Annotated in this window: 16 protein-coding genes and 1 pseudogene; 7 read left to right on the top strand and 10 right to left on the bottom strand. The window is 69.7% G+C overall.

The features are described 5' to 3' along the window. Positions 1-192: 192 nt before the first annotated feature. The 5 genes from ACFWB8_RS21505 to ACFWB8_RS21485 all read right to left on the bottom strand — a co-directional run bounded on the left by ACFWB8_RS21505 (position 193) and on the right by ACFWB8_RS21485 (position 6,773). Positions 193-1,641 (bottom strand): NF041680 family putative transposase, encoded by a 1,449-nt coding sequence (locus ACFWB8_RS21505; protein ID WP_385229242.1) that lies wholly within the window; start codon positions 1,639-1,641, stop codon positions 193-195. Positions 1,642-2,067: 426 nt separating this feature from the next. Continuing rightward, entirely contained in the window at positions 2,068-2,298 is a 231-nt protein-coding gene (locus ACFWB8_RS21500) for a hypothetical protein (protein WP_385229239.1), read from the bottom strand. Positions 2,299-2,573: 275 nt separating this feature from the next. Beyond that, positions 2,574-3,788, bottom strand: coding sequence for a helix-turn-helix domain-containing protein (locus ACFWB8_RS21495; RefSeq protein WP_385229236.1), 1,215 nt, complete (start codon positions 3,786-3,788; stop codon positions 2,574-2,576). A gap of 335 nt (positions 3,789-4,123) precedes the next feature. Beyond that, positions 4,124-4,702, bottom strand: a complete 579-nt coding sequence (locus ACFWB8_RS21490; RefSeq protein WP_385229233.1) for a recombinase family protein — start codon at positions 4,700-4,702, stop codon at positions 4,124-4,126. 595 nt (positions 4,703-5,297) lie between these two features. Continuing rightward, positions 5,298-6,773 carry a recombinase family protein gene (locus tag ACFWB8_RS21485; protein WP_385229230.1) on the bottom strand — a complete coding sequence of 492 codons (1,476 nt, stop codon included), beginning with the start codon at positions 6,771-6,773 and terminating at the stop codon, positions 5,298-5,300. 61 nt (positions 6,774-6,834) lie between these two features. On the opposite strand from ACFWB8_RS21485, the pseudogene ACFWB8_RS21480 reads away from it, so the two are divergent. After that, positions 6,835-6,999, top strand: a pseudogene (locus tag ACFWB8_RS21480) (MTH1187 family thiamine-binding protein); the annotation flags it as partial. Positions 7,000-7,037: 38 nt separating this feature from the next. Here ACFWB8_RS21480 and ACFWB8_RS21475 read toward each other — a convergent pair. From ACFWB8_RS21475 to ACFWB8_RS21465, 3 genes are all read right to left on the bottom strand, one after another. After that, on the bottom strand, positions 7,038-7,490 hold the full coding sequence (locus ACFWB8_RS21475; protein WP_385229227.1) for a hypothetical protein: 453 nt from the start codon (positions 7,488-7,490) through the stop codon (positions 7,038-7,040). Positions 7,491-7,522: 32 nt separating this feature from the next. Further along, a complete protein-coding gene (locus tag ACFWB8_RS21470; RefSeq protein WP_385229224.1) occupies positions 7,523-7,852 on the bottom strand; it encodes a plasmid mobilization protein in 330 nt (109 codons plus the stop codon). A 117-nt stretch (positions 7,853-7,969) separates the two neighbouring features. After that, entirely contained in the window at positions 7,970-9,658 is a 1,689-nt protein-coding gene (locus tag ACFWB8_RS21465; protein ID WP_385229221.1) for an RICIN domain-containing protein, read from the bottom strand. A 232-nt stretch (positions 9,659-9,890) separates the two neighbouring features. Between ACFWB8_RS21465 and ACFWB8_RS21460 the strand changes: the two genes are divergently transcribed. Further along, positions 9,891-10,487, top strand: a complete 597-nt coding sequence (locus ACFWB8_RS21460) for a hypothetical protein (protein WP_385229218.1) — start codon at positions 9,891-9,893, stop codon at positions 10,485-10,487. A gap of 75 nt (positions 10,488-10,562) precedes the next feature. On the opposite strand, the gene ACFWB8_RS21455 is transcribed toward ACFWB8_RS21460, so the two are convergent. After that, a complete protein-coding gene (locus ACFWB8_RS21455; RefSeq protein WP_385229215.1) occupies positions 10,563-11,612 on the bottom strand; it encodes a glycoside hydrolase family 6 protein in 1,050 nt (349 codons plus the stop codon). 255 nt (positions 11,613-11,867) lie between these two features. On the opposite strand from ACFWB8_RS21455, the gene ACFWB8_RS21450 reads away from it, so the two are divergent. The 3 genes from ACFWB8_RS21450 (at position 11,868) to ACFWB8_RS21440 (ending at position 14,559) form a co-directional block, all read left to right on the top strand. Beyond that, entirely contained in the window at positions 11,868-12,377 is a 510-nt protein-coding gene (locus ACFWB8_RS21450; protein WP_385229212.1) for a MarR family winged helix-turn-helix transcriptional regulator, read from the top strand. 57 nt (positions 12,378-12,434) lie between these two features. Beyond that, positions 12,435-12,764 (top strand): DUF3817 domain-containing protein, encoded by a 330-nt coding sequence (locus ACFWB8_RS21445; RefSeq protein ID WP_385229209.1) that lies wholly within the window; start codon positions 12,435-12,437, stop codon positions 12,762-12,764. 94 nt (positions 12,765-12,858) lie between these two features. Beyond that, positions 12,859-14,559: a methylmalonyl-CoA mutase gene (locus tag ACFWB8_RS21440; protein ID WP_385229206.1), complete on the top strand. Its 1,701-nt coding sequence runs from the start codon at positions 12,859-12,861 to the stop codon at positions 14,557-14,559. Positions 14,560-14,712: 153 nt separating this feature from the next. On the opposite strand, the gene ACFWB8_RS21435 is transcribed toward ACFWB8_RS21440, so the two are convergent. Then, positions 14,713-15,360, bottom strand: coding sequence for a TetR/AcrR family transcriptional regulator (locus tag ACFWB8_RS21435; RefSeq protein ID WP_385229203.1), 648 nt, complete (start codon positions 15,358-15,360; stop codon positions 14,713-14,715). A 241-nt stretch (positions 15,361-15,601) separates the two neighbouring features. On the opposite strand from ACFWB8_RS21435, the gene ACFWB8_RS21430 reads away from it, so the two are divergent. Together ACFWB8_RS21430 and ACFWB8_RS21425 are read left to right on the top strand one after the other, a co-directional pair. After that, a complete protein-coding gene (locus ACFWB8_RS21430) occupies positions 15,602-16,600 on the top strand; it encodes a tetratricopeptide repeat protein (RefSeq protein ID WP_385229200.1) in 999 nt (332 codons plus the stop codon). A gap of 596 nt (positions 16,601-17,196) precedes the next feature. Next, positions 17,197-17,841, top strand: a complete 645-nt coding sequence (locus ACFWB8_RS21425; RefSeq protein WP_385229197.1) for a DUF6230 family protein — start codon at positions 17,197-17,199, stop codon at positions 17,839-17,841. Positions 17,842-17,843: the final 2 nt, after the last annotated feature.

Raw genomic sequence — 17,843 nt, 5'->3', positions numbered from 1 at the left:
CACCCACCGGCTCAGCCACGGACTCGTGCTCGATCGTCATCTCACTCACTTGGCGTCTCCATGATCAACAGATCCGCCGTTTATTAGACACTCCCGTCGGCTGCGGTCCGGTGAATGACCGGGCCGGGTTCGCCGGACATCGTCACGCGGATCTCGCTGCTCGGTCGAGCGAACTGGTACTCAGCTTGATCTTTAACCTCGTTGTTCTTTCAAGCGGACATGTTCGGTGAGTGTCTCTGCTCGTTTCACTGTCTTGCCAGGCTCGTGTCGTGGGGCTGGCCTGCGGTTTTTCGACCCGGGTGGGCGTCCGGGACCGGGCAGGGATGGTTGGGGCACGCCTGCCGGCTGGGCGGTCTTCGCGCGGAGGTGCCGGAACCCGCGGCGGACTCGCGCGGGAGTGAGTCGGCGGGGTTCCGCAGGTCGTTCCCAGGGGCGGCGGAGGTCCTCGGCGAGCGGGCGGGCGAGGCGGAGCTGGGTGTGGGCGGTGATGATCAGCCAGGTCCACAGATCGGCGGTGTGCGGGTCGCGGACCTTGGGGACGGTCCAGCCGAGAGTCTGCTTGAAGAGGCGGAAGGTGTGCTCGAGGTCGAAGCGCCGGAGGAATGCCTGCCACCGCAGGTCGATGTCCTGGCTCGTCATCCCGGTCTTGGAGGACCAGAGCCAGACCGGTTTCGGGTCGCGGTCACCAGGGAGGTGCTCGACCTTCAGCCGGAGTAACGTGCCGTGGATCAGGGGGAGTTCACCGCAGTGATCGAGCCAGGGGCCTCGGGCTTGCAGGCGTGGGTGCATGCGGTCCCAGGCAAGGGTCTCGGCCGTGCCGTAGCGGGTGGTGTCGCACCTGGTGGCCTGGTCGGGTGTGTGCCAGGAGTCGGGTTTGGAGAAGGTGAGGACGCCTCCGTGCTTGCGGGGCTGCCCGCCGCGTGGGGTGGGACGTCGCGGTCCGGCGTCGCGGAGCATGACCCGGTCCGAGCGCAGCCGGCCGACCAGCTCGATCGGTAGGTCGGCCAGGACGTAGGCGAGGCGGGTGACGTCGTAGCCAGCGTCCATGACGATGAGAATGTCCGGGTCCCCGGGCTTCCACTGGCCAGCCCGCAGAAGCCGGGTGAAGACGTCGCGGAGCTGGGTGGCAGTCACCGCGGTGGCGTCGTCGGCGGGTCCCAGCCGGATCGCGTCCAACACGGCGGTCCACGATGTCCGTCCCGTTTCCAGGGCGACGACGAAGGAGTATGGCCAGCCGGGGATGAACTGATCCGCGTTGCGGCCTCGTCCGTAAACATGGCAAAACAGCAGGTTCGGGCTGGTAGGGGCATCGGGCCGCAGCCAGTTGCTCACGTCCACCGCGAGGACGATCCGCCCGTCGGCGGCCCTCGGCAACGGCGTGGAGGCCAGCAGCCGACGCAGACGGTGCGGCTCCAGCCAGCCGTGGTTGACCGCGTCGTACATCGCCCCGTGCCCGCGCCGGTGCTCGGCCGTCAGCGTCAGCTCGACCAGCGACCTGACCGGCCCGTCCGCACACAGCACCGCGTCGGTCAACTCGAAGAGTGCATCCGCACGGGAGTACAGGCAGTCGTAGAACTCGACACGAAAGCGGGACAACACACCCAACGCCTCGCGTCCGGACACGTCAGCAGACAGACTCATACACAGCGGCCGTTCTCTGATGCTTTGTTACTCGACATCTCGAAGCGTGGAGAACGGCCGCCTCCGCTGTCCCGAGAAACACTGCAGATCAGCAGGTCGGGTGACGAGCGAGGTTAAACAAAAAGCTCAGATCCCATTGCAGTCCAAACGATCACCATATGCGTGACGCGTGTTGTCATCCGTGCCCGGCTAGAGATACCGCTCGAGCCAGGAGCGAACGACGGGGAAGGCTTCCGTGCCGCCTCCTCCGCAGCCATCCGCGCAAGGGTCCGTTGGATCTCCCTCGCCACTGGTGCCAGGATCACGCGCCCCACCCCCGAGCGACGAGTGCCGCAACGACCGTGACCCATGCGACCGCCCCGAGCGTCACGGCTAACGCGCTCCGCCGGCTGAGCTGTCCGTGGTCCTGGTGCTCGTTGTCGTTGGTCACCGGACACGCTCCACCACGGCGACTTCCGAGAACTCTCTGATGAAGACCATGTGACCTGTGCGGCCCGTGTGCTGGATGCACATGTCGGTGCACTCGTCCGCGCTCCCGGTTGGTTCGGCGGCCCAGTTGCAGTCAGCGTTCAGGCACCGCGCGGTCGCTGTGGTCTCGGCGGACGGATGCCGTCGCATGACGTAGGTGATGTACCGCATCACCGAGATCACGCTCATGCCGCGCTCCGGCCGTGCGGGTGGTTGCGAAGCTCCTCGTTCTGCACTGCCACGGAGCACGGGTCGTCGGCTTCCCGAGAGATCTCACGGGCCGTGGCCAGCGCGAGGCACACCCCGCATCCGGTTACAGGTACCGGTTCGAGCGGAGCGGTTCGTGCCGTCTCTTGCTGTGCTGCCGTCGCCATGCCGCACCCCTTCGAGTAACCCGCCGGATGCTCGATGCTCTCGCCGGATAGGAGTGATCCACAGGGACGTAACGTCCTACTCTCGCAACGCTATTGATCCACTCCAAGGAACTCGGCAAGCTTGCGCAGACCGGCAGGCCGCGTATGCCCCACCCACAGATCACTCACGATGGCTACCGCCAGGGTGTGGTGCCGCATCCAGCCGGGGGCAACCCGCCTGAGAGCTTCCAGAGCCTTCACCGCACCCTCCGCGTCTCCCACATCGGTATGGGCGCGCGCCACGTCCAGGAGCAGCCACGTACGCCACGACGGAGGCGTGTCCGCAGATAGGCGCATGCCTTTGGACAGCTTCAACGCCTCTTCTGGTCGCTCATGCTGGACGGCAAGGCGTACGCGTTCGATGCGTACCGATGAACGGCTGAACACGGAGACGAGCTTGCCGTCTACCGGGGGCGGCAGCTTGGCAAGTCGGTCCGACGCTTTCTCAGCAGTGACCATCATGTCGTTGGCGGTCTCGTAGTCGTCGCTCCGCGCGTACGACGTGGCGGCAGACATCAGTAGCGCACCCCACACGCGAACACCTTCAGACGTATCCGTGTGCTCCCGCTCCACACCGTCCGCAGCATGCACGGCCAAGTTCGTCGCGTCGTCCAACCGGGCCTGCCGCTGATAGGCCCACGCGACAGAGTTCGAGATCATCGGCGCGAGCAACGGGTCTGACGAGTCCCCGGCGGCACCGTAAGCGCGCTCCAGCGCCGAGAGAGCAAGGTCCGTCTTACCCAAACGGATAGCCAGATGTCCGCCGAGTTGCAGCGCTTTGCCCAGTGCCGCTTGGCCGGCTGCCCTCTGCTCCGGATTCCCCACCGCAGCGAGTAGCCGAGCATCCGAGATGATGCCCGGCAGAACGTCCATGAGACGGCCGAACTCCGCCGAGTGGTACAGCGTCCACCCTTCGGCGAGTTCGGCTCTCAGGAGGGGCAGGGACAACCGCTCGACACCCGCAGGATCAACAGGCGGAGCGAACAGCGAAGGCATGATGGCGCGCCGCACGGCTACGAGTTGGGGCGGGTCGGCTTCACCGCTGGACGGAACGCCCGGCGGGTCCCCCAGAAGGGCAGTCAGCTCTACGCCGAGCCCCCTGGCGAGGGAATGCAACGTCGGCAACCGCGCACTGTGCTTCCGATGCTGCTCAAGCTTCCGAATCACGTCCACGGACACGCCGGACCGTCCGGCAAGACCCTCTTGCGTCAGGTCAGCGAACCGGCGCAGCCTCGCCATGCGGTCACCCAAGTGCTCAGTAGCCATGCCCCGAAGCTACGCCCAAACATCACGTCGGTGTCAGTGACCCGGAAACCCGTACAAGGGCCGAAGCGCCATCACGTTCCGGTCCCTGACCAGGGCGCCTCGGGGGCACTGCCCACCCCTTAACTTGGTGGTTCTCGCCCCGCATTACGGCCGTTCTACCCGGTCAGCGGCGCGCAGGGCCAGAAAAACGAGGTTGCACCCAGGGCGCGTATTTCGAGCCTGAGCCGGGATCGCTGACGGGTCTTTCGGCGGAACCTTGGAAGCGCCCTACCCCCGTCCCGGACAGCGGAAAGACCGTCCATCACGGCGGGCAGACGGCCTCTCGGAGGTACGGGCTACTTGCTCTCGTCCAGCGCCCGGTACAGCGTCGCGCGGGACACCCCGAGGGCCTTGGCAATGGCCGTGACGCTCTCGCCCTTGGCCTTCCGGGCCTTGGCCACAGCGAGCTTGTCCGTGTCCATCACCGCCGGACGGCCACCCACGCGACCCTGCGCCCTGGCAGCGTCCAGACCGGCGCGGGTCCGGTCCTTGATCAGGCTCCGCTCAAACTCCGCCATGGCGCCGACCACCTGAAGCATCACGCGACCGTCAGGCGTGTTCGGGTCGATACTCGCAAGAGCACCCGTCAGCACCTTGAAGCCGACCCCACGGGCCGCGAGAGCGTCCACCATGTTGACCAGGTCGATCAGCGAGCGAGCGAACCGGTCCAGTTTCCACACGCACAGCGTGTCCCCGGGGCGCACGTAGTCGAGAACGGCGGCAAGCTCCGGGCGGTCCATGTTCTTCCCGCTCGCCTTGTCCGTGAAGACTCGTGCGCACCCCGCTGCCGTCAGTGCATTGTGCTGCAACTGAGCTTCCTGGTCATCCGTGCTGACCCGTGCGTAACCGATGAGGTGTCCCGTGTTCGTGTTCATGACCACATCGTCTCAGAACCCGTCTCACAACACGATAGGTTTCCGGCAGGTTTTGAGACGGGTTTTGAACGCTGAGTGGAGCCCCCGGAGCGCCGATTCGACCGTCTCATAAACCATCGTTTCTGCGACGCTTCTCACTCGTCACACTGCGCCACGACTCCCCGATGTCCGCAACTGCCAGACCCGTACGGACCGGGGAGGGCAGACGCCTGACGGTGGTTCGGGTCACCCATGGGGGGTTCATCCCCTGCCCCCGCCACCCCGCTCGCGTCGACACGTGGGCGCACCGGGGTCGAAAGTGCCGAACTAACTGCCCTTTTCACCTTCTCTCTAAACGCGTTTAGTAGAAAATGAAAACAGGGTTAGGTGGCGCACTTTGGCGCACTCTGGCAACAGAGGGTAGCGAAGTGAGCGCTTCCGTGACGCTATGCAGTCAATGCTGCAACGGGGTTCCCTTCGGGCTTCCTCTCAGCCGTCGACGGGGGACGACGCATCGGGCGACGAGTGGCGGAACGGCGTGAGTCCACGGCGCCAGGAAGCTGAAGGCCCGCCACCAGGTTTCCCCGGGGGCGGGCCGTGACAGGCGCTCAGGCGTCTACAGAAGCGCTTCCTGTCGTGCGATGTCGTCCAAGATGTCCTGTCGGATCTCCTCATGCTGGTCAGGGGTCAGCGGGGCGCGTCGAGGGGGCAGTTCCTCAGCGTCACTCGCAGCGATGGCGGCAAGCTCGGCTTCTGCCATCTGCTCAGGGTCCGGTCCCCACTTGACCGACAGGCGGTCGGTCGCCTCGCGCGGGTACAGGGTCACGCGAAGATTGAGGAGCGTCAGCAGGCGCCTGCGTCCTGCCGTGTCCTCGGCCTCCCACGCCTGCCCCATCGTGCGCCCGGTCGGCACCGAGACCTCTCGGGTATCCGGGTCGTGTGCGGCCAGCAGACGGGCGTACGCGGCTTCCAGCTCCTTCGCTTTGCGCTCAAGGGTTGGCATCATCAGCGCGCCAGCGGTGGCTATGCGATCAGCCACTCGGTCGGCTTGCTCCTGAAGCTCTTCCATGTCCGCCGACAGGTCGTTGCCGCCCTCAAGGTGGACCAGGACTTCCCGCATGTTCCCGAACACGGTCAGGAAGTCGCTTTCTACCCGCTGATCGAGAGTCTCCGCGTAGATGGTGGTGTGGCCCGCCTTGCAGCGGTAGAGGGGGATGCCCTTGTCCGACGTTCCACCGTTCAGCTTGCAGCCTCGGTAACACGCCGCCATGTCGGAACACATCGGCGTGGCACGTCGCGGGGCGCGATCCTTGCCCGTGGCCAGGGCGTTCATGCGATCCCGTGCCGCCTTCAACTCCGCAGCCGACAAGATCGGGTCCGCGAACTGAACCGGCGTGATGCCATCGGCCGCCGTGATCAGCTTCCCCTTGTGGGCCCGCTGGCCGCGCAGCGTCGGGGCTTTCAGCAGCCGTCGCCACTGAGGCTCGCTGACACCGACGATCCTGGCTGTGCCGGCTACCGTTCCGCCGTTCACCAGGGTGGTTACGGCGTCCCGGATTGCCGATGCTTGCTCTGGTTCCACCTCAAGGTAGGCGGCATCGTCACGTCGCACGATGCGGTACCCGCGAGGAGCGCGCCCGGATGCCCAGCGTCCTTGCTGGCGGCGGGTGGCGTGGCCTTCCGTGATGCGGTCTTTGATCATCTCGCGTTCCCACTCGGCCAGTGCCGCGAGCACCACGGCGACCATGCGGCCGGTGGGAGTGAGTGTGTTGATCGTGCCGTCGGTGGTCGCGATCTTCACGCCGTAGTGCTCGCCCCATGCGACGAGTCGGAGGAACTCGGACACGCTGCGGGCGTACCGGTCCAGCTTCCACGCGATGACGAGATCAGGGCGAGCGGCCATGAGCGCACTCATCTGCTCTCGCGCCTCAAGCGGCTTGGCGCCGGACACCCCGGCGTCCGGGTACTCCACGGCGTCAGCAGGGTCGTACCCGTTCGCCACCAGCCACCGCCGGGCCGCCTGGCGCTGCGTTTCCAGAGATGCGGAGTCGTCCGACTCTCGCGACAACCGCAGGTAAATGGCAGTGCGCATGCCTTAGTTCCCTCCCACCCCATAAACGGGACCTCCATGTTGTCAGAGGTGCCCTCTCTTGGGCGAGTGGGACGAGGTGATGTCCGTCATCAAGCGTGCGGTGGAGGCCGTGGAGGCGCGCGCGCCCCGGGTCTCCTTCATCCTCAAGGCGGACATCCGCCCCGGCGTCACCGACGGCATCACCTCCAAGGTGGAGACGGTGGAACGCCACCTCGCGCAGGGCTGACCGGCCCCGGCCCGACCCGCCTGCATCGCGCGGACGTGTCAGACGGCATGGACGTGAACATCGGGCGGCTGAAGCACCGACAGGTACGCGGTGATGTCCTCCGGGTCACTCGTGAAGATCACCGCACTGCCGTGCTTCGCGGCGGCCAGGGCCACACAGGCGTCAACGGCGTCCGGCCGCTTCTTCGGGGGGAGTTGGGCCTCCCCGAGGACGGTACCGATTCTGCGCCAATCCGTCAGGTCGAAGCCCATCGCGCAGGCGATGCACTCTGGACGGCCCGCCCTGGTCGCGCGCATGGGCGGGGCCGAAGACCTTGCCTGTGGCACGGCACAGTCCTTGAGCGTCGTGGCCAGCGCATGTACCAGCGCCGCGTCGGGGCGCCACACCTGAGCCAGCACCGGCCCGAGGACAAGGGCCCGGTGCGGGGTCTCCTTCAGGGCTTCATGCAGGTGAACCGCCTTGGCCTTGCGGTCGGCAAGGGCGATGAGCATCCCGGTGTCGTAGACGGGAACCCTCCCCGCGTTCAAGCGGCTTTTCCGGAACGCGCACCGGGCCGGTCCGCCCCGTACACGAGGTCGAGGGCCGCTTCGACCTCCCGCCGCTCCTGCTCCGTCAGTGCCCCGGCGGCCGTGTCATCCTGCGGCGCGCCCGCAGCCTCGACTTCGGCCGCGGCGATCAAGGCGTCCACGTCCGCGAACTGCGCCTCTATGGTTTCGGTCTCCGCCATCTGCCGCGTCGCGGCGTGCACGAGATACGCGGACACGTCCAAGCCGGCTCGCTCGGCATGCCGCCTGATGCGCTCGGCCTGCTCCTGCTCAAGGCTGATGCTGATCCTGGTCTTGGCCACAGCCATAGTGTATGACGCGTATTACGCTCCGCCAAGTCTGGCTCACCCGGCCGCCACGGGTCGTTGTCGTGTACCCGGGGGTGAGCGTCTTCGCGTGTGCGGCGCCGCCGGGGGTGCGGGTGGTTACGCGCGCCAGAGCATCGAGGGCTCGGCGGCGCAGCCGGCCTGGAGTACCGGCTCCGTTTGCCCCTCGCCCGAACGTACCGAGGCGCACTTGCCGCTCTTGCGGTTGACCAACTGCCACGCCTGGGCGGACGCGTGATAGCGGAAGGTCCAGAACTGGTCCGGGAACAGGCCGTCCTCGTCCCCGCACAGGTACTGGGTGACGGGGGCGCCGTCCGTGGTGCGCGCCGCCTCTACCGACAGGCACAGGCCGCTGTGCCGGTTGTGGACCGAGTAGACGATTCCCTCGGGGCCGGCCGCCTCGGCAGTGAGCGTCCAGAACTGGGACGAGTTCTCCGCGCAGTCGCTCTGCACGAGCCCGTCGGAGGGCATCGTGGACCCGCCGTCGGGGGACAGGCACATCCCGCTGCCGGTGTTGGTCAGCCGGAACGGCGCCTTCGGTAGCGTCGGCGGGTCCTTCGGTGACCCCGGGGCGGGACCGGCCGGGGTGGGGACGGGGGAGCGGCCGCCGTCGGCCGGGGCAGCCGGCGGGGACGGGGTCGCGGGCGCCGGTGGGGGTGCGGGCCTGGACGGCCCGGCCGACGGCGGGGCGGCCGGGCTCGCCGTCGCGGGGCCCGGGCTGGTGGTGGGCGTGGGCGTGGGAACGGAGAAGGGGAGGGGGCCCGGGGGCAGCTCCCAGCGCGGCGCCGCGTTCCCGGCGGACGCGGGGGCGGCCTGCCGGGTGACGAGGACGACCGTGGCCGCGGCGGCGACGGTGGTGAGGCCGACCAGGGCGGCCGCGGCCACGGCGGCGTAGGAGAACCGGCGCGGCCGGGTCGGCACGGGCACCGGCAGGGGCGGCCCCGGTCTGTCCACGGCGCCGCTCGGCCCGCTCGGCCCGCTCGGCCCGCTCGGCCCGCTCGGCCCGAGCGGGTCGGGCAGGGCGGCCTCGGAGTCGAGGTCCGCGAAGGTGACCGCCGCCGCGGTTGCGGTGTCCGTGCGTTCCAGGACGATCCCCCCGACGTCGGCTCCGTCGTCGAGGCCGGGGGCGGCCCGGTCGCAGCCGTCCTCCCGTATCCCCTCCCACAGCCGCAGGGTTTCCGCCCGCCGGTGTTCGAGGGCGCTGCCCACCAGCGCCAGCGCGAGCGACAGCTCCGGGCCCGCGGTCGCCTCCGGCCCGGAGCCGGCGGCGGACTCCGCGCGCGCCCCGGCGTAGGCCCGCCGGGCCGCGGTCTGCACGGACCAGGCCGTGGCCAGCTGGCCGAAGGCCTCGTCCAGGTGCTCGTGCACCCGCTGCCCCAGTCGCTCCGGGGCGGGCGGCCCGACGGGTGCGGGCACCTTCAGCAGCATGGTGATGATGGCGAGCAGCCGGTTCACCAGCAGCCCCGACTCGGCCAGATCGCGCTCGGCCCGGTGCAGCGCTTCGTCCAGCGCGGGTGCGGGGGTGCGCGCCACCTCTGCGGTCAGCGCGCCGTCGTGGAGCCGCCGGGCCTGCTCCAGCATGGCCTCGCGGCCGCGCACATCGCGTACGCGGTCCCGTACCACCGTGTTGAGCCGGCCGAGCGGGATGACCCGCGCGCCGGAGCGGTACTCGCCCCACAGCGTCTTGCCGCCGCCGTAGCGCTCCGCCAGTTCACGGACCGTCAGCGAGTCGGTCATGGTCCGCAGGAAGCGCGCCAGCGCGTTGGCGGCATCCGTCTGACCCTTCATCGCCCCCTGTGGGCGGCCTGTCTTGCCCATGGTGCCCCCTGATGTCCGCGGACAACCGGGTTGTCCGCCCCGTGAGTACCCGGTGACCTGCGCAGGCCCGTTCCGGCCCGGCCGGTCAAATCCACCGCGGGGCAGCGTGTGCCCCGGACCGGCCAGGGAACAGCGGCGGCCGTCCACCGTCCACAGCCGAGTTCGCTCGGTGTCTCGAAAACGCGAGGAAGAAGGAGCGACCATGTCCCACAAACGCATCGGCGCGCTGGCCATCGGGGCCGCACTGATCGCCGGTCTTTCCCTGACGGGCCCGGTCCACGCCACCGCCACCGGCGGCCCGGTCAAGGGGTCCGAGGCCGAGGCCGCGGCACTGGCGGGTGTGAGCGTGCCCGCCCCGACCGGGGAGGCGGGACCGTCCGGGCTGCGGCACGTGACGACCAAGCCGATGGAACTGCCGGCGGGCGTCGCCGACAAGCTGCTGGCCTCCGGGGCGGCCGTCAACGCGAGCTACACGGCCTCGTTCTCGCCCAGCGGCTGGACCAGCACGGTACGGATGAACATCTTCACGGGCTCCGACGGCCACGACTACGCGTGGGGCGAGGCCTGGCTGCAGGGCGGCGGCGAGGCCCTCTACCTGGACGTCTCCCGCAACGGCGGCGCCACCTGGACGCCGTTCGTCGACTACCAGGTCCCCTCCGGGGTGTACACGCGCACCTCGTACAGCCACTACGACGGGCCCGGCTACTGGATCCGGGCCTGTGGAGCAAACCCGAGCTACGGCGACCCGTACAACAACCCCCAGTGGGGCTACAACATCGCCTGCACCGTCTGGCACTGAGCCCGTGGCCATGGGGGCGGGGCGCGTACAGGGGGGGTGCCCCGCCCCACTTGGTGGGGAATGGCCGGTTCTTGGTCACTCCTTCGCGCGGCGGGCCAGTCCCAGGGCGTAGTCGGGCCACCAGCGGCCGGCGGCGGGGCCGCCGCGGCAGGTTCCGTCGGACTCGCCGGGGCGCTTGATCCACAGGTACGCGTCCACGAGCGGGTCGCCGGTCCGGTCGGTCGGCGGGGTGCCCAGGGACCGGCCCGGCGGGTTGCACCGGGCCTGCCCGCGGTCGCCGTCCAGCGGTCCGTCGCCGTTGCGGCTGGTGTCGATGACGAAGTGCTTGCCCCGGGTGGCCCGGGAGATCCTGGCGCCGTACGCGCGGCCGGCTTCGTCGGGCTGGAAGTCGGAGACATTGAGGGAGAAGCCGTCGGCGCGCGCGAGCCCGGCCCTGTCGAGGGGCTCGACGAGTTTCGCGGGATCCGGGATCCGGGCCGGGTTGCCGGCGTCCAGGTAGACCTTGGTGTTCTTGTTCCGCTTGAGCCGGTCCACGGCCTCGGACAGCAGCCGCAAGCGCTCGTCGTGACGGTCGGCCGGGGTGCAGCCGTCGACGACGTGCGGGACGGCGTCCGGCTCCAGGATGACCAGGGCCTTGCCGTCGCCGATGCCGTCGGCGACGGCGCCGATCCACTTGCGGTACGCGGCGGCGTCGCGGGCGCCGCCCGCCGGGTGCTGCCCGCAGTCCCGGTACGGGATGTTGTGCGCGGCCAGCAGCAAGGTCCGGCCGGCCGCCCTGGCGGCGGCCCGCGCCCGGCGGATCTCCGGACCCGGGTCACCCGCCGACACCCACAGCGCCATCGGCCGGTCCGAGATCCGGCGCAGCACCTGGGCGTCGCTGTTGCGTCCCTGCGCCTCCCAGGCGGCGACCTGCCGGGCGGCGTCGCTCCGCGGGTCCACCCAGAACGGGGACTCCTGGGCCGGGCCGGCCGCCACGGGCCCCTCGGGCGGCGCGGACTGCGGCCGCGCCTTGGGGGCCGGGCCGCACCCGGGGGCGGCGGCGAGCAGCAGCGCGAGGCCGGTGGCGGCGGCGAGAGCGGTGGGGAGGGGGTGGCGGCGGGCGGCGGTGCGACGACGGCCTGGCATCCGGCTTCCTCGGGACGAAGGGTCGGGCAGCGGACCGGCATATCGTGACATAGCGGGAATGTCGGGCGAGGTCGCGACACCGTTCACCCCCGCCGGGGGCCGGGCCGGGCCCGGAGGGGGCCCGCCCGGGAGCCCGTGCTCACCGTCCGAACGCGTTGCCGGGTCGGCTGCCCGGCCAGCCCGCGCCTTGCCCCGTCGGGGCCGAGGAGTGAGACGGGGCACCCCGTCAAATGACCGCCCGGTAGGGTCGCAGACGTGCCAAAGCCGCTCAGCCTTCCCTTCGACCCCATCGCCCGCGCCGACGAGCTCTGGCAGCAGCGCTGGGGGCCGGTGCCCTCGATGGCCGCCATCACCTCGATCATGCGGGCGCACCAGATCCTGCTCGGCGAGGTCGACGCGGTGGTCAAGCCGTACGGGCTGACCTTCGCGCGGTACGAGGCGCTGGTGCTGCTGACCTTCTCCAAGGCGGGCGAGCTGCCGATGTCGAAGATCGGCGAGCGGCTGATGGTCCACCCGACCTCGGTGACGAACACGGTGGACCGCCTCGTGCGGTCCGGTCTCGTCGCCAAGCGCCCGAACCCGAACGACGGCCGCGGCACCCTCGCCTCCATCACCGACAAGGGCCGCGAGGTCGTCGAGGCGGCGACGCGGGACCTGATGGGGATCGACTTCGGCCTGGGCGCGTACGACGCCGAGGAGTGCGCGGAGATCTTCGCGCTGCTGCGGCCCCTGCGGGTCGCCGCCGACGACTTCGAAGAGGCGTAGCGGGGATCACGCCGCCCCCGTCAAGATCGCGCAAACCGGACGGCTAGGCTCGACGGCATGAAGAAGAGCGTGCTGACCCGCTACCGGGTGATGGCCTTTGCCACTGCCGTCATGCTGCTGGTGCTCTGCACCTGCATGATTTTCAAGTACGGCTTCGACAAGGGCGCGGACCTGACGTTCGTCGTGTCCCAGGCGCACGGCGTGCTCTTCATGATCTACGTGGTCTTCGCCTTCGACCTGAGCTCCAAGGCGAAGTGGCCGTTCGGCAAGATGCTGTGGGTCATGCTCTCCGGCACGATCCCGCTCGCCGCGTTCTTCGTCGAGCGCAAGGTCCGCGCCGAGATCGAGCCGCTCGTGACCGACTCCCTCGCCACCGCGAAGGCCTGAACACTCGCGTTTCACTCGACCGCGCCGCCCCCGGGGTGACTCTCCGGGGGTTGCCCATCGACATTTACTAGGACGTCCTAGTAAATTCAACGGTATGGACGCTGACGCCATCGAGGAGGGCCGCCGCCGCTGGCAGGCCCGTTACGACAAGGCCCGCAAGCGCGAGGCCGATTTCACCACGCTCTCCGGGGATGACGTCGATCCCGTCTACGGGCCCCGGCCCGGCGACTCGTACGAGGGATTCGAGCGCATCGGCTGGCCGGGGGAGTACCCCTTCACCCGCGGTCTGCACCCCACCGGGTACCGCGGCCGGACCTGGACCATCCGGCAGTTCGCCGGCTTCGGGAACGCCGAGCAGACCAACGAGCGCTACAAGATGATCCTGGCCGCCGGCGGCGGCGGGCTCTCCGTCGCCTTCGACATGCCCACCCTCATGGGGCGGGACTCCGACGACCCCCGCGCCCTCGGCGAGGTCGGGCACTGCGGGGTCGCCATCGACTCCGCCGCCGACATGGAGGTGCTGTTCAAGGACATCCCCCTCGGGGACGTCACCACCTCCATGACCATCTCCGGGCCCGCCGTGCCCGCCTTCTGCATGTACCTCGTCGCCGCCGAGCGGCAGGGAGTCGACCCGGCCGTCCTCAACGGGACGCTCCAGACCGACATCTTCAAGGAGTACATCGCCCAGAAGGAGTGGCTCTTCGAGCCCGAGCCGCACCTGCGCCTCATCGGCGACCTCATGGAGTACTGCGCCGCCGGCATCCCGGCGTACAAGCCGCTCTCCGTCTCCGGCTACCACATCCGCGAGGCCGGGGCCACGGCCGCGCAGGAGCTCGCCTACACCCTCGCCGACGGCTTCGGGTACGTGGAACTCGGCCTCTCCCGCGGGCTGGACGTGGACCACTTCGCGTCCGGGCTCTCCTTCTTCTTCGACGCGCACCTCGACTTCTTCGAGGAGATCGCCAAGTTCCGTGCCGCGCGCCGGATCTGGGCCCGCTGGATGAAGGAGGTGTACGGGGCGAAGTCCGAGAAGACGATGTGGCTGCGCTTCCACACCCAGACCGCCGGTGTCTCCCTCACCGCGCAGCAGCCGTACAACAACGTCGTGCGCACCGCCGTGGAGGCCCTCGCGGCCGTCCTGGGCGGCACGAACTCCCTGCACACCAACGCCCTCGACGAGACCCTCGCCCTGCCGAGCGAGCAGGCCGCCGAGATCGCCCTGCGCACGCAGCAGGTGCTGATGGAGGAGACCGGCGTGGCCAATGTGGCCGACCCGCTGGGCGGTTCCTGGTACGTCGAGCAGCTCACCGACCGCATCGAGGCGGACGCGGAGAAGATCTTCGAGCAGATCAAGGAGCGCGGGCTGCGCGCCCACCCGAACGGGCAGCACCCGATCGGGCCGGTCACCTCGGGCATCCTGCGCGGCATCGAGGACGGCTGGTTCACCGGGGAGATCGCCGAGTCGGCCTTCCAGTACCAGCGTTCGCTCGAGAAGGGCGACAAGCGGGTCGTCGGCGTCAACGTCCACCACGGATCGGTCACCGGGGACCTGGAGATCCTCCGGGTCAGCCACGAGGTGGAGCGGGTCCAGGTCCGCGAACTGGCCGAGCGCAAGGGCCGGCGCGACGACGCCAAGGTCAAGGCGGCGCTGACGGCGATGCTCGACGCGGCGCGGGACGGCTCGAACATGATCCCGGCGATGCTCGACGCGGCGCGCGCCGAGGCCACGATGGGCGAGATCTGCAACGTCCTGCGCGACGAGTGGGGCACGTACACGGAGCCGCCCGGCTTCTAGTGCTGCGACCGCAGCCCGGCACCGCGAGGCCGGTCATGCCCCCGTACGGTGGCGGCATGACCGGCCTTGCTGTTCCCGTACGCGGTGTGAGCGCGCGCGTGGTGACGAACGAGGGCGGCTGCGGGGGTACTGCCCCGCTGGGCCGAGGCGCCGTCAGGCCGCCGGGGCCGGGCCGCGCAGGCCGTGCATCAGGAGGGTCGTGAAGGTGGCGACCCAGAGTTCGTCGACCGGTTCGCAGCTGACCAGGGCGCGGTGGACCACCGTGCCCGCGATGACGTCGAAGATCAGGTCCGTGGTGCGGCCCGCGAGGGACTCGTCCTCCTCGTACGGGAGTTCGCCGCGGGCCTGCGCCCGCTCGCGGCCCAGTACGACGAGACGTTTCTGCCGGTCCACGATCGCCGACCGGATCCGGTCGCGCAGCGCCTCGTCCCGGGTGGACTCCGCGACCACCGCCATCAGGGCCGTACGGGCCTCCGGGCGCCGCAGCAGCTCCGCGAACCGCAGGACCACGTACTCGATGTCCGCCTCCAGGGAGCCCCGGTCGGGCAGTTCGAGGGAGTCGAAGAGCTCCGCCACCGCGTCCACGACCAGCTCGTTCTTGCCCGCCCAGCGCCGGTAGAGGGTGGTCTTCGCGACCCCGGCCCGCGCCGAGACGTCGCCCATCGTCAGCTTCGACCAGCCCAGCTCCACCAGCGCGTCGCGCGTGGCCGCGAGGATCGCGGCGTCCGCCGCCGCACTGCGCGGACGGCCGGTGCGGCCGCCGGGCGGGGTGGGGGTGGGGCCTGAGCTGGGGTTGCGCATGGCCGAGACCATACCCGCCGGTAGCGGAACCGCCCGGACCCCTGAAGGTGTGGTTCAGATCACGGATCGGATCGCGGGGCGCCGAGGGGCGAAGGGAGTTACGCTACGGGTCGTAGCGTAAGAGCGACAACCACGCGAGCTACCGGCGCCAGGTGGGGACCAGGCGCCACACAGCAAGAAGGTTGGGTCCGATTCGGCCGATCTTTTTCGTCGGTGCGCGCACACGGGGGAGGATGTACGCATGCAGCCCAGAAACATGTCCATGAGCGGCGTCGTAGACCTCGCCGCGGTGAAGGCGGCCGGCGAGGCCAAGGCGAAGGCCGAGCAGGCGCGCGCGGAGGCGGCCCGGCAGGCCGCCCAGGGCGGCGCCCCCGCCTCCCCCGGCGCGCTGCCGCCGTCCGCCCTCGTCGTCGACGTAGACGAGGCCGGTTTTGAACGCGATGTCCTCCAGCTCTCCGCGGAGGTCCCGGTAGTCCTCGACTTCTGGGCCGAGTGGTGCGAGCCGTGCAAGCAGCTCAGCCCCCTGCTGGAGCGCCTGACCGTCGAGGCGAACGGCCGCCTCGTGCTGGCCAAGGTCGACGTCGACGCCAACCAGATGCTGATGCAGCAGTTCGGGATCCAGGGCATTCCGGCCGTCTTCGCCGTGGTCGCGGGCCAGGTCCTGCCGCTGTTCCAGGGCGTGGCCCCCGAGCAGGAGATCCGCGCGACGCTGGCCCAGCTGGTCCAGGTCGCGGAGGAGCGCTTCGGGATCATCGGCATCGAGGTCGACCCGAGCGCCGAGGCGCCGGCCGCCCCGGCCGCCGAGGCCGAGGCCCCGGCGGGCCCGTACGACGCGCTGCTGGAGGCGGCCGTCGTCGCGCTCGACGCCGGTGACCTGGGCGGCGCGGTGCAGGCGTACAAGAACGTACTGGCCGACGACCCGGCGAACACCGAGGCGAGGCTGGGCCTGTCCCAGGCCGAACTCCTCGCCCGCGTCCAGCACATGAACCCGCAGACGGTGCGCGCCGAGGCGGCCGAGAAGCCGCGCGACCCGGCGGCGCAGATCGCTGCGGCGGACCTGGATCTGGTCGGCGGCCACGTGGAGGACGCCTTCGGGCGCCTGGTGGACACCGTCCGTGTGACGTTCGGTGAGGACCGCGACGCCGTACGGGTGCGGCTGCTGGAGCTGTTCGAGGTCATCGGGGCGGACGATCCGCGGGTGTCGGCGGCGCGCACGGCGCTGGCGCGGGTGCTGTTCTAGAGGCGCCGTCGAGAGGCGCCCCGTGGGCCGGTGGACCACCGGCGATTTGTTGACACGAAGCCCAACAGCGGTCGCACTTTGCCAAAACTTGGTAATTGCGGCCGCTGTTACTCGCAGTAAATCGAACCCCGTGAACTGTCCGGTGTGTTCACTCTTCCGCCGATCTGTCGTGGCCTTCGGTGACACCCTGTGTTGCTGCCCGACGTCAGTGGGTCTTACGTAGGTTATCTGGCCGTTACCCGCCAGTAACGAACCCCCTTGTGCCCCGGCCGGTAATGGACCACGATCGGCGACGCTCGGTCCTTCCCGCAGAGCCGCTCACTCGGAGCCGCGGTGGAGGGTCCCCACCGAGCCGGCCGGTGGCAGTGGCACCGGCCGTGGGACAGGGGGGTCTCCGCCGCACGGCGGGGCCTGTCCTCCAGGTTGCGCGAACGCGTGGCCAAGTGGTTGTCGCTCGGGGGTGATCGCCGGTGTACCGGACGCGGCCAGGCCGCGGCTCGGCCGCCTGCGCTTCTTCCCGAGGACGTAGCACTTCTCCCATCCCAGGACGGGCACGGCCCGGACCGGAGATGTACGTCCGAGAAGGAGGAACGAAAATGAGTTCTCAGGTTCGTGGTGGGACCAGATGGAAGCGCTTCGCGCTCGTCATGGTGCCGAGCATCGCGGCCACGGCCGCGGTCGGTGTGGGTCTGGCGCAGGGTGCCCTCGCGGCGTCCTTCAGCGTCTCCGGCCAGGACTTCAAGGTCAGCGCCGAGAAGCTCGACGGTGACAACCTGATCCAGTACGGCAGCGTCACCAAGGGCAAGGACCTCAAGGGCCCCGGCGACGTGTACCACCCGGTCACCATCTCCGGGTTCAGCCACGCCGAGATCACCAACATGTGCCAGTCGCTGGTGACGCCGACTCCGCTCGGCAACATCACGCTCCAGCTGCGCACGGGCAACAAGGGCAAGCCGGCGGTCGCGGACAACATCTACCTGGATGTTGCCGAGCTCGACGCCGACGCCGAGTTCACCGACCTCGACATCGGTGTCGCGGTGGGCGACGGCAGCCACACCACCAAGCCGCAGGCCGGCACGGTGTCCAACGGTGCGCTGTTCTCGCAGCGCGCCAAGAAGGCGGTCCTCACCAACGTCAAGCAGAAGGCATGGGCGACGACGGCGGGCACCTTCAAGCTGCCCGACCTCAAGCTGCGCCTGCTCGGCGGCGACCAGCCGTGCTACCAGGACATCAAGGACTGAAT

The sequence above is a fragment of the Streptomyces sp. NPDC060031 genome (genome assembly GCF_042736805.1).
Classification (GTDB): Bacteria; Actinomycetota; Actinomycetes; order Streptomycetales; family Streptomycetaceae; genus Streptomyces.
The sequence above is the reverse complement of the archived record's forward strand: the minus strand, read 5'-3'. Positions and strand labels throughout refer to the sequence as shown.

Bases quoted from the DNA above. Each gene is read 5' to 3' on its own strand.
- ACFWB8_RS21505 (WP_385229242.1), bottom strand. From the start codon at position 1,641: ATGAGTCTGTCTGCTGACGTGTCCGGACGCGAGGCGTTGGGTGTGTTG.
- ACFWB8_RS21500 (WP_385229239.1), bottom strand. From the start codon at position 2,298: ATGAGCGTGATCTCGGTGATGCGGTACATCACCTACGTCATGCGACGG.
- ACFWB8_RS21495 (WP_385229236.1), bottom strand. From the start codon at position 3,788: ATGGCTACTGAGCACTTGGGTGACCGCATGGCGAGGCTGCGCCGGTTC.
- ACFWB8_RS21490 (WP_385229233.1), bottom strand. From the start codon at position 4,702: ATGAACACGAACACGGGACACCTCATCGGTTACGCACGGGTCAGCACG.
- ACFWB8_RS21485 (WP_385229230.1), bottom strand. From the start codon at position 6,773: ATGCGCACTGCCATTTACCTGCGGTTGTCGCGAGAGTCGGACGACTCC.
- ACFWB8_RS21475 (WP_385229227.1), bottom strand. From the start codon at position 7,490: ATGCTCATCGCCCTTGCCGACCGCAAGGCCAAGGCGGTTCACCTGCAT.
- ACFWB8_RS21470 (WP_385229224.1), bottom strand. From the start codon at position 7,852: ATGGCTGTGGCCAAGACCAGGATCAGCATCAGCCTTGAGCAGGAGCAG.
- ACFWB8_RS21465 (WP_385229221.1), bottom strand. From the start codon at position 9,658: ATGAAGGGTCAGACGGATGCCGCCAACGCGCTGGCGCGCTTCCTGCGG.
- ACFWB8_RS21460 (WP_385229218.1), top strand. From the start codon at position 9,891: ATGTCCCACAAACGCATCGGCGCGCTGGCCATCGGGGCCGCACTGATC.
- ACFWB8_RS21455 (WP_385229215.1), bottom strand. From the start codon at position 11,612: ATGCCAGGCCGTCGTCGCACCGCCGCCCGCCGCCACCCCCTCCCCACC.
- ACFWB8_RS21445 (WP_385229209.1), top strand. From the start codon at position 12,435: ATGAAGAAGAGCGTGCTGACCCGCTACCGGGTGATGGCCTTTGCCACT.
- ACFWB8_RS21440 (WP_385229206.1), top strand. From the start codon at position 12,859: ATGGACGCTGACGCCATCGAGGAGGGCCGCCGCCGCTGGCAGGCCCGT.
- ACFWB8_RS21435 (WP_385229203.1), bottom strand. From the start codon at position 15,360: ATGCGCAACCCCAGCTCAGGCCCCACCCCCACCCCGCCCGGCGGCCGC.
- ACFWB8_RS21430 (WP_385229200.1), top strand. From the start codon at position 15,602: ATGCAGCCCAGAAACATGTCCATGAGCGGCGTCGTAGACCTCGCCGCG.
- ACFWB8_RS21425 (WP_385229197.1), top strand. From the start codon at position 17,197: ATGAGTTCTCAGGTTCGTGGTGGGACCAGATGGAAGCGCTTCGCGCTC.